This is a genomic window from Nocardia sp. NPDC102475 (assembly GCF_055584605.1).
The window spans coordinates 125,537-136,996 of the sequence record NZ_JBVJLS010000003.1 but is presented as its reverse complement, the minus strand read 5'-3'; the positions used below and the strand labels follow the sequence as shown (position 1 = coordinate 136,996).

Below are 11,460 nucleotides of genomic sequence, written 5' to 3'. Positions count from 1 at the left end.
AAGGAGCAGCGCGATGAGGCATGTTGGTATCTTGGCGCACAGTATCGAAGGCGCGTCGCTCTGCTTGCGGACGCTGTCGCAGGAGGGTGCCCGCGATCTCGGAAGACACGAGCACGCCGATGTGACCCTGGATTGCATCGCGTTGGGCCGCAGCATGCCCGCGTGGGAGGCCGGTGATCACGGCGCGATTCGAAAGACCTTGGCCACCAGCGTCGATCGCCTCGCCAACGCCGGAGCCGAATTCTTCGTCTGCCCCGACAACACCGCGCATATGGCGCTGGAGTGCGACGGCGAAGACCTGGCACTGCCGGGTCTGCACATCGCCGAAATCGTCGCGGAAAAGGCGGCCGCGGAAGGTTATCGGCGGGTCGCAGTGCTGGGTACCAAGTACACGATGACCGGCCCGATCTACCCGCGCGTGTTGGCGGCCAAGAGAATCGCCGCCGAGATCCCGGACTCCGACGAGCGCCGCCTGATCGACGACATCATCTTCACCGAACTGTGCGCAGGAGTGATCACGGCCGCATCCCGGCAGCGCTACCTCGATATCATCAACCGCCTGCATGGTCTGGGCTGTGACGCCGTCGCCCTGGTCTGTACCGAGATCCCGCTGTTGGTAACGCCGGACGTATCCCCTTTACCCACACTGGATTCCACTCGACTGCTTGCTGCGGCCGCCCACCAGGTCGCCGTCGGGACGCGCCCGCTTCCGACCTGGTATGGCGGCGCCATCGACTGAAATCTTTGTTCGCCAACGATTTCGGTATGCCATGACATCCGGGCAGGTCGTTCCACGCCACCAGGCCGGGTGCTGGGGTCGGCGGGGCTGTAGCTAGGAGCGAGGCGAGGTAGTCCTCGGTGTCGTTGGTGTCCCATGGTTCGCCAAGGACTCACCTGGCCACCGGCAGCAGCGACTACACCGCCCTGCTGTGGGGACGTCGGCTTCACAGCCGACGTCGTCGGTTCTCTGTGCACTGGGGCGGGAAGGCGTTCGATTCCCCGCAATGGCCGCAGGACGTCCCCGCGTCCCCGGCTTTGTCCCTGAGACCGACGCTCGTGACGCGCACATCATCGCCGATGCGGCCCGCACTATGCCGCACACGCTGCGCCGCGTCGATGTCGGCGACGAAACTTTCACTGAGTTCGGTGTGCTCCGAGCGAGTCGGCGATGCGGCAGGCCCGTGCATATTCAGATCGAATACCGCGGCGGTGGGGCATCTCCTGTCGGGGCGGTCGGCTCGAGTTCGGGGAACAGGTGCGACGGGGTAGCCAGCGCGCTGAACAGCTACCGGTCGAACCGAACACGGATACAAACCGGACGAAAACGGACCGGGGATTCATTGCCGAAGTGCCTGCGCTGGAGGGTTACTGGATATAAGCGGTGTCACGATCCAGGCCTGTGCTGCTGCGGGACAACCCATTTCACTATCACTGGTTAGAAGGCAAGAAATGGCACCTGTTATCACCTCGCTGACACCCTCGTCCGGCCCTGCAGCGGGTTTCAACTCTGTAGTCATCACCGGCTCCGGGTTCAGCGGTGTGGGTCCGTTGGCTGTCCGGTTCGGCACGACGGCAACGACATTCACCATCGACTCCAATACCCAGATCACGGCCATCGCTCCGTCTGGAACCGGCACGGTGAACGTCACCGTCCAGGCACTGCTGGATGGCACGAGCAACTCGCTGCCCTACACCTATGTCGGGGTTCCTACCTTGACCAGCATCAGTCCGGCTTCGGGGTCGGCGGCCGGGGGGACGACGGTCGTGCTGACCGGCACGAATCTGACGGGTGCGACCGGGGTGAGTTTCGGTGGCACACCAGCGACTTCGTTCACCGTGAACTCCTCGACGCAGATCACCGCGGTGGCGCCGGCCCATTCAGTCGGGACGGTGTCGGTCAAGGTCACCACCGCGGGTGGAACCAGCAATGGTGTCTCCTTCACCTACGTCGCAGTCCCCACGCTGACTACGGTGGTGCCCAGCGCCGGGCCGGTGACCGGCGGGACCACGGTCGTGCTCACCGGCACGAACCTGACCGGAGCGACCGCGGTGAGTTTCGGTGGCACCCCGGCAACTTCGTTCACCGTCAACTCGTCGACGAAGATCACCGCCGTCGCCCCCGCCGGAGCGGCCGGGACGGTGTCGGTCACCGTCACCACAGCCGGTGGAACCAGTAACGGTGTCTCTTACACCTATGTTGCGGTGCCGACGCTGACGGCCATCGCTCCGAATGCTGGTCCGGTGGCTGGTGGGACCACGGTTGTGCTGACCGGCACGAATCTGACGGGTGCGACCGCGGTGAGTTTCGGTGGCACCCCGGCGACGTCGTTCACCGTGAACTCCTCGACGCAGATCACCGCGGTGGCGCCGGCCCATTCAGTCGGGACGGTACTGGTCACTGTCACCACCGTGGGTGGAACGAGTAACGGGGTCTCCTACACCTACGTCGCGGTTCCCACGCTGACCACCGTCGCGCCGAACGCTGGTCCGGTGACGGGTGGCACCACGGTGGTGCTCACCGGCACGAACCTGACCGGTGCGACCGCGGTGAGTTTCGGTGGCACACCAGCGACTTCGTTCACCGTCAACTCCTCGACGCAGATCACCGCGGTGACGCCGGCCCATTCAGTCGGGACGGTACTGGTCACCGTCACCACCGCGGGTGGCACCAGCAACGGCGTCTCCTACACCTACGTCGCGGTTCCCACGCTGACCACCATCGCCCCAAACGCTGGTCCGGTGGCTGGTGGGACCACGGTTGTGCTCACCGGGACGAATCTGACGGGTGCGACCGCGGTGAGTTTCGGTGGCACCCCGGCGACGTCGTTCACCGTGAACTCCTCGACGCAGATCACCGCGGTCGCCCCCGCCGGGTCGGCCGGGACGATACTGGTCACTGTCACCACCGTGGGTGGAACGAGTAACGGGGTTTCCTACACCTATGTTGCGGTGCCGACGCTGACGGCCATTGCCCCGAATGCCGGTCCCGTGGCAGGTGGGACAACGGTTGTGCTGACCGGCACGAATCTGACCGGTGCCACCGCGGTGAATTTCGGTGCCACACCAGCGACTTCGTTCACCGTGAACTCCGCCACGCAGATCACCGCGGTGACGCCGGCCCATTCAGTCGGGACGGTACTGGTCACCGTCACCACCGCGGGTGGCACCAGCAACGGCGTCTCCTACACCTACGTCGCAGTCCCCACGCTGACCACCATCGCGCCGAACGCCGGTCCAGTAGCGGGTGGGACGACCGTCGTGCTCACCGGAACAAACCTGACGGGTGCGACCGCGGTGAATTTCGGTGCCACACCAGCGACTTCGTTCACCGTCAACTCCTCGACGCAGATCACCGCCGTCGCCCCAGCAGGTGCAGCCGGGACGGTACTGGTCACGGTCACCACCGTGGGTGGCACCAGCAACGGGGTCTCCTACACCTACGTCGCAGTCCCCACCCTCACCACCATCGCCCCGAACGCCGGTCCGGTGACCGGCGGCACCACGGTTGTGCTCACCGGCACGAACCTGACCGGAGCGACTGCGGTGAGTTTCGGTGGCACACCAGCGACCTCGTTCGTCGTGAACTCCGCCACGCAGATCACCGCGGTCGCCCCCGCCGGGGCGGCCGGGACGGTGTCGGTCACGGTCACCACCGTGGGTGGAACGAGTAACGGTGTCTCCTTCACATACGTTGCGGTGCCGACACTGACCGCCATCGCGCCGAACGCTGGTCCGGTGGCAGGTGGGACGACGGTTGTGCTCACCGGCACAGGTCTCACGGGTGCGACCGGGGTGAGTTTCGGTGGCACACCGGCGACCTCGTTCACGGTGAACTCCGACACCCAGATCACAGCGGTCGCCCCCGCCGGGACGGCCGGAACGGTACTGGTCACTGTCACCACCGTGGGTGGCACCAGTAACGGGGTCTCCTACACCTACGTTGCGGTGCCGACGCTGACCACCATCGTCCCGAACACCGGTCCGGTGGCAGGTGGGACCACCGTCGTACTGACCGGCACGAATCTGACCGGTGCGACCGCGGTGAGTTTCGGTGGCACACCAGCGACTTCGTTCACCGTCAACTCGTCGACGCAGATCACCGCGGTCGCCCCCGCAGGTGCGGCCGGGACGGTACTGGTTACCGTCACGACCGTGGGTGGAACGAGTAACGGGGTCGCGTTCACCTATGTCGCGGTGCCGACACTGACCGCCATCGTCCCGAACGCCGGTCCGGTGACCGGCGGCACCACGGTCGTGCTCACCGGCACGAACCTGACCGGAGCGACCGCGGTGGATTTCGGTGGCACACCGGCGACTTCGTTCACGGTGAACTCGTCAACGCAGATCACAGCGGTCGCCCCCGCCGGGTCGGCCGGAACGGTACTGGTTACCGTCACGACCGTGGGTGGCACCAGTAACGGCGTTTCCTACACCTACGTCGCGGTGCCGACGCTGACCACCATCGCCCCGAACGCTGGTCCGGTGACGGGTGGGACGACGGTCGTGCTGACCGGAACAGCCCTGACGGGTGCGACCGCGGTGGATTTCGGTGCCACACCGGCGACCTCGTTCACGGTCAACTCGTCAACGCAGATCACGGCGGTCGCCCCAGCCGGTGCGGCCGGAACGGTGTCGGTCACTGTCACCACCGTGGGTGGCACCAGCAACGGCGTTTCCTTCACCTATGTTGCGGTGCCGACGCTGACCACCATCGCTCCGAATGCCGGTCCGGTGACTGGCGGCACCACGGTCGTGCTCACCGGAACAGGTCTGACCGGAGCCACCGCAGTGAATTTCGGTGCCACACCGGCAACCTCGTTCACCGTGAACTCCGACACCCAGATCACCGCCGTCGCCCCCGCCGGTGCGGTCGGAACGGTGTCGGTCACTGTCACCACAGCTGGTGGCACCAGTAACGGGGTCGCGTTCACCTACGTTGCGGTGCCGACGCTGACCGCGATCGTCCCGAACGCCGGTCCGGTGACGGGCGGCACCACGGTCGTGCTGACCGGAACAGGTCTGACCGGTGCGACCGCGGTGAATTTCGGTGGGACACCGGCGAGTTCGTTCACGATCGACTCCGACACGCAGATCACGGCGGTCGCCCCCGCCGGTGCGGCCGGAACGGTGTCGGTCACGGTCACCACCGCGGGTGGCACCAGTAACGGGGTCTCCTACACCTACGTCGCGGTGCCGACACTGACCGCCATCGTCCCGAACGCCGGTCCCGTGACGGGCGGCACCACGGTCGTGCTCACCGGAACAGCCCTGACCGGAGCGACCGCAGTGAATTTCGGTGGCACACCGGCGACCTCGTTCACGGTGAACTCGTCAACGCAGATCACAGCGGTCGCCCCCGCCGAGTCGGCCGGTACGGTGTCGGTCACTGTGACCACCGTGGGTGGCACCAGTAACGGGGTCGCGTTCACCTATGTTGCGGTGCCGACGCTGACGGCCATCGCCCCGAACGCTGGTCCGGTGGCAGGTGGGACGACGGTCGTGCTCACCGGCACGAATCTGACGGGTGCCACAGCGGTGAGTTTCGGTGGCACACCGGCGACTTCGTTCACGATCGACTCCGACACGCAGATCACGGCGGTCGCCCCAGCAGGTGCGGCCGGAACGGTGTCGGTCACTGTCACCACCGTGGGTGGCACCAGCAACGGCGTCTCCTTCACCTACGTTGCGGTGCCCACACTGACCACAGTGGTACCCAACGCCGGTCCGGTAGCAGGCGGGACCACCGTCGTGCTGACCGGGACGAATCTGACGGGTGCGACTGCGGTGAGTTTCGGTGGCACACCAGCGACCTCGTTCGTCGTGAACTCCGCCACGCAGATCACCGCGGTCGCTCCCGCAAGTGCGGCCGGGACGGTGTCGGTCACGGTCACCACCGTGGGTGGAACGAGTAACGGGGTCTCCTACACCTACGTTGCGGTTCCGACACTGACCGCCATCGCCCCGAACGCTGGTCCGGTGGCCGGTGGGACGACGGTTGTGCTCACCGGCACAGGTCTGACGGGTGCGACCGGGGTGAGTTTCGGGGGCACACCGGCGACCTCGTTCGTCGTGAACTCCGACACCCAGATCACCGCCGTCGCCCCCGCCGGGTCCGCCGGGACGGTGTCGGTCACGGTCACCACCGTGGGTGGAACCAGCAACGGGGTCTCCTACACCTACGCGGCGGTGCCGACGCTGACCACGGTGGTGCCCAACGTGGGTTCGGTGACCGGCGGGACCACGGTCGTGCTCACCGGCACAGCCCTCACGGGTGCGACCGCGGTGAGTTTCGGTGGCACACCGGCGACCTCGTTCACCGTGAACTCCGACACCCAGATCACCGCCGTCGCCCCAGCAGGTGCGGCCGGAACGGTGTCGGTCACCGTCACCACAGCCGGCGGAACCAGCAACGGCGTCACCTACACCTACGTCGCGGTGCCCACACTGACCACAGTGGTACCCAACGCCGGTCCGGTAGCAGGCGGGACCACGGTCACCATCACCGGGACGAATCTGACGGGTGCGACCGCGGTGAATTTCGGTGGCACACCGGCGACTTCGTTCACGATCGACTCCACCACCCAGATCACGGCCATCGTCCCTGCTGGGGCGGCCGGGACGATACTGGTCACCGTCACCACTGTGGGTGGCACCAGCAACGGGGTCTCCTACACCTACGTTGCGGTGCCCACGCTGACCACAGTGGTACCCAACGCCGGTCCGGTGGCAGGTGGGACGACGGTCGTGCTCACCGGCACAGCTCTGACCGCGGCCACTGCGGTGAGTTTCGGTGGCACACCGGCGACTTCGTTCACCGTGAACTCCTCGACGCAGATCACCGCGGTCGCCCCCGCCGGGTCGGCCGGGACGATCCTGGTCACCGTCACCACCGTGGGTGGCACCAGCAACGGGGTCGCCTACACCTACGCGGCGATTCCCACGCTGACCACAGTGGTGCCCAACGCCGGCCCGGTAACCGGCGGCACAGCGGTCGTGCTCACCGGGACGAATCTGACGGGTGCGACCACGGTGAGTTTCGGTGGTACACCAGCGACCTCGTTCAGTGTCGACTCCGCCACACAGATCACGGCCATCGTCCCTGCTGGGGCGGCCGGGACGATACTGGTCACCGTCACCACCGCAGGTGGAACGAGTAACGGGATCTCCTACACCTACGTCGCAGTCCCCACGCTGACCACCATCGCGCCGAACGCCGGTCCGGTAGCAGGTGGGACCACGGTCGTGCTGACCGGAACAGGACTGACCGGAGCGACCGCGGTGAATTTCGGTGGCACACCGGCTAGTTCGTTCAGTGTCGATTCCGACACCCAGATCACGGCGGTCACCCCTGCCGGGTCGGCCGGGACGGTACTGGTCACCGTCACTACCGCGGGAGGAACCGTCGACGGCGTCTCCTTCACCTACGCGGCGGTGCCGACCCTGAGCGCGGTCAGTCCGGCTTCGGGTACGGCGGCCGGCGGGAACACGGTCACCATCACCGGGACGAATCTGACGGGTGCGACCGCGGTGAGTTTCGGTGGCACACCGGCAACCTCGTTCAGTGTCGACTCCGACACCCAGATCACCGCGATCGTCCCCTCCGGCACCGTCGGGACGATACTGGTCACCGTCACCACCCCGGGAGGAACCAGCAACGGGGTCTCCTACACCTACCTCTGACGGTGGGTGTGGCTGGGCCGTCGGCGGGCAATTGCCTGCCGACGGCCCAATCGCGTTGGCGCGGAGCTCCAGTCCGGATTCCACTGGCACGTGCTCGACAAGGGCATCAACCACGTCTACATCAAGCCCCGCACCCCGCGACTGAACGGGGAAGGTAGAGCGCTCGCATCGCATCGATGCCGAGGAGTTCTACCGGCCCTGCCCATCGGTCAGGGCTGGTTGGGCCCGTTGAGTCTCGTCACCGAGGCGGGCACAGGCCCGCTTATTTGGGATCGATTCTCAGCCCTTGTGGTTCGACGATTCATGGTCGACGGCCACGAGCGAACTGAAGTTGGGGTCATACGGATCTGGTCGAAGACCGGTCGCATGAACCAGGTGCGGGTCAACCGGCTGATCCGCATTCTCGCCTGGTGAACCCGCCGCGACCTGCCGCGTGCTCACTTTGTTGACATTGTGCCAATAGTGCGCCAACCTGATGACGAGACGCGGGTGCGGTGGCCCGCGCGACGAGCAAAGGATTCTGCGATGGCACGCGCGGCATGGAGTGACGACGAGGTCGAGGCGGTCCGGGAACTGGCGCGCAACTTCTTCGAAAAGGAAGTCGTCCCGCACGAGGAGAAGTTCGTCGCGCAGGGACATCCCGACCGCGCCCTGTACAACCGGGCCGGCGAACTCGGCCTGCTGTGCACCGCGACTCCGACCGAATACGGCGGCGGTGGCGGCACTTTCGCGCACGAGGCCGCCATTATCGAGGAACAGGCTTTCGCGGGTGACGGCTCGATGGGCATGGCCGTGCACACCTCGATCATCGCGCCCTATATCCAGCACTTCGGCACCGAAGACCTCAAGCGGCGGGTGCTGCCCAAGGCCGCGACCGGTGAGATGGTGCTCTCCATCGGCATGACCGAACCGGGCACCGGCTCGGATCTGCAGAACATCAAGACCCGCGCGGTCCGCGAAGGCGACGAATACGTCATCACCGGCTCGAAGATCTTCATCACCAATGGCTGGCTCTGCGACGGCATCATCATCGCCGCCAAGACCGATCCGACCAAGGGCGCGGCGGGCGTTTCGCTGATCTTCGCCGAGGTGGGTGACGACACCCCGGGCTTCAAGCGCGGCCGCATCCTGAACAAGATCGGCGGCAAGGCCCAGGACACCGCGGAGCTGTTCTTCGACGGACTGCGCGTGCCCGCCTCGAATCTGCTCGGCGAGGCCGAGGGCCAGGGCTTCTATCAGATGATGCAACTGCTGGCCCAGGAGCGGCTGGTCACGGGCATTATCGCGGTCGCCATGATGGAGAAGGCGGTGCAGCTGACCGTCGACTACACCAAGGGGCGCGAGGCCTTCGGTAAGCCGCTGTTCGCGATGCAGAACACCAAATTCGAGATGGCCGAATGCGCGACCATCGCCAAGGTGAGCCGGATCTTCCTCGACGACTGCATCGGCAAACATCTGCGCGGCGAACTCGATATTCCCACGGCTGCGATGTCGAAGTACTGGCTGACCGACCAACTCGGTATTGTGGTCGATCGCTGCCTGCAACTGTTCGGCGGCTACGGCTACATGACGGAGTATCCGATTTCCCAGCTCTACACCGGTGCCCGCGTACTGCGCATCCTCGCGGGCAGCAACGAGGTTATGAAGGATCTCATTGCCAGGTCACTCTGAGGTCGCCGCTAGCGATCGCTTGCGGGTCGCTCGAAGCGACACCGAGGCGCAGCCGCGCAGGCGCAGGCTGGAACCGGACGAGCGACGCGCACAGATCCTGGAGTGCGCAATCGACATGTTCGGCGAGCGGCCCTACGCGGCGGTCTCCACCGCGGAACTCGCACAGCGGGCCGGTGTCGCGCGCGGGCTGATCAACCATTACTTCGGCAATAAGCGCGACCTGTATCTCGCGGTCGTGCGCCGGATGGTCACCCTGCCGCGCCTCGACGATATGGTCGCGCCGACCGGCACCGATCGCGAACGCGTCGACGCGAGTGTGCACTGGCTGCTGGATGTCATCTCCGAACACGGCAGCACCTGGGTCAAGGTGACCAGTCACGAGGGCGTCGGTGATGATCCCGAGGTGCAGCAGATCCTGGATCAGGCCGATGACGCGGCCGCCGAGCGGATGCTGCTGATGGTCGGGCGCGCGGAGTCGGCGCACAGTGCGCAACTGCGCGCCATGGTGCGCGCATTCGGTGGGTTGGTGAAAGTCGCGGGCCGAGAATGGATCACCCGCGGCGCCCTCACCCGCGAGCAGGTGCACGCGCTGCTGTCCGACATGCTGATGACACTGGTGACCGAAACCATGCCGAAGGTGGATCCCGGGCGCTGACCTTGTGGCGCGGGCTATTTCGGCAATTCCGAAGGTCTTTCACCCGCCGCGATCCTGCGCTCGGTGGCGCTGTAGCGGACGCGCCGCACATGCCCTGGGGCGTGCCCGTTGCGGCCGTACTTCCGCTCGATCACTTCCTCGCGGCGATGCTCGACCAGCAGTGCGCCGATTCCGGAGATCCACAATGCGGCGGTCACTGTCGCACCGATCTGGGTCCAGCCGATGAAGCCGTAACCAGCCGCGGTCAGTGTGCACGCCATGGCGACGATGCCGAGCGCGCACAGAATGATGCCAGGCACGTTGTAGTCGTCACCGAGTAGATCGCCCGCGTGGGAATGCCATGGCCGACCTTGTTGTCCTTTCGAACCGGATTCACCGCGCATACATCCCTCCTCTGCTGACGTCACCGCATGGGGCGGTCCCGAGACCAGCATGTACCTCGACGGCGCGCGGTGCGAGTGGTGTTTGCCGGTTTGTTACTCCAGTGCTCGAACCGCATCGTGCCGAATCCGGTCGCCCCGGTGCCGAGTAGAGGCCGAGTTGACATGGCGGCGTTCGCGGTTACGGTTTGATGACGATTGATCGGCCGTTTCGGATGATGTTGCGGCCTTCGGCCCCTATCCTTTGTCGGTATCGGGGCGGGTCCGGGCAGTTCGTGGTTCCTGCGCGGTTTGGTGGTGTGGAAGAGGGACCTGAATGGCACGGACTGATAACCGTGAGCGCTGGCCGGAGGCACAGCCGGAGGAGTACGAGGCGGAGACCGGAGCGATCGGCCGGTGGCCGGATCCGGATCCCAACGACCGCTGGCCGGAGGCCGAGCCGCCGGCCCGGCGCCCTACCCGGGCCGGTCGCCTGCGGGTCGAGGTTCCGCCCATCGTCAACCCGTATGCGATCGTCGCGTTGGTGGCCGCGCTGCTCGGTCTCTTTCCGGTCGCGATCGTCTTCGGGTTCATCGCCTTCAGCCATCCGCGCGGCAAGACGATGGCGGTGTGCGCTCTGCTGCTCGGTGTGATCGAGGTGGTCGGTATCGCCGGATATGTCGTGCTGTCCGGCAGCAATTTCTCCGACGCGCTGGCCGGGGTGAGCCGGACCCCGGTCGTATCGAGTGTCGCGCTGCCCTCCACCATCGCCCAGACCGCCATCCCGCAGCCCTCGGTGGCTCCGACGGTCGTCGCACCTCCGGTCACCTCGGCCGCGGCGCCGACGAGCCAGGTGGCCCCGAAGAAGGGCACGGTGTGCACCGAGCCGGGCCGCATCGGCACGGGGACCGACGGCAACACACTGCTGTGCCTGGCCAGCGGCGGTGTCTACCAGTGGAACGGTCCATACACCGTCGGCGGCACCGTTGCGGAGCCGGGGACCAAATGCGACGGTTCGACGAAGAGTGCCCGCACCGCGGACGGGCGCGCAGTGACGTGTGAGAGCAAGGTGTGGGTGCTCTGGACCGAATAGCC

6 protein-coding genes and 1 pseudogene are annotated in these 11,460 nt (G+C 66.2%); 6 read left to right on the top strand and 1 reads right to left on the bottom strand.

Annotated elements, in window-relative coordinates; genetic code table 11:
• Positions 1–13 precede the first annotated feature (13 nt).
• The 5 genes and pseudogenes from ACZ60G_RS06385 (at position 14) to ACZ60G_RS06365 (ending at position 10,006) form a co-directional block, all read left to right on the top strand.
• Positions 14–739 (top strand): aspartate/glutamate racemase family protein, encoded by a 726-nt coding sequence (locus ACZ60G_RS06385; RefSeq protein WP_465807812.1) that lies wholly within the window; start codon positions 14–16, stop codon positions 737–739.
• Positions 740–1,043: 304 nt separating this feature from the next.
• A pseudogene (locus ACZ60G_RS06380) lies at positions 1,044–1,154 on the top strand (IS110 family transposase); the annotation flags it as partial.
• A gap of 295 nt (positions 1,155–1,449) precedes the next feature.
• Positions 1,450–7,680: an IPT/TIG domain-containing protein gene (locus ACZ60G_RS06375; RefSeq protein WP_465807810.1), complete on the top strand. Its 6,231-nt coding sequence runs from the start codon at positions 1,450–1,452 to the stop codon at positions 7,678–7,680.
• A gap of 525 nt (positions 7,681–8,205) precedes the next feature.
• Positions 8,206–9,351 carry an acyl-CoA dehydrogenase family protein gene (locus ACZ60G_RS06370; protein WP_465807808.1) on the top strand — a complete coding sequence of 382 codons (1,146 nt, stop codon included), beginning with the start codon at positions 8,206–8,208 and terminating at the stop codon, positions 9,349–9,351.
• Complete coding sequence (locus ACZ60G_RS06365; protein WP_465807806.1) at positions 9,335–10,006, top strand: TetR/AcrR family transcriptional regulator; 672 nt, start codon at positions 9,335–9,337, stop codon at positions 10,004–10,006. The genes ACZ60G_RS06370 and ACZ60G_RS06365 overlap by 17 nt, the downstream gene beginning before the upstream one ends.
• 14 nt (positions 10,007–10,020) lie before the next feature.
• Here ACZ60G_RS06365 and ACZ60G_RS06360 read toward each other — a convergent pair whose 3' ends face one another.
• Complete coding sequence (locus ACZ60G_RS06360) at positions 10,021–10,389, bottom strand: hypothetical protein (RefSeq protein WP_465807804.1); 369 nt, start codon at positions 10,387–10,389, stop codon at positions 10,021–10,023.
• A gap of 313 nt (positions 10,390–10,702) precedes the next feature.
• On the opposite strand from ACZ60G_RS06360, the gene ACZ60G_RS06355 reads away from it, so the two are divergent.
• Entirely contained in the window at positions 10,703–11,458 is a 756-nt protein-coding gene (locus tag ACZ60G_RS06355; RefSeq protein WP_465807802.1) for a DUF4190 domain-containing protein, read from the top strand.
• The last annotated feature ends 2 nt before the right edge of the window (positions 11,459–11,460 follow it).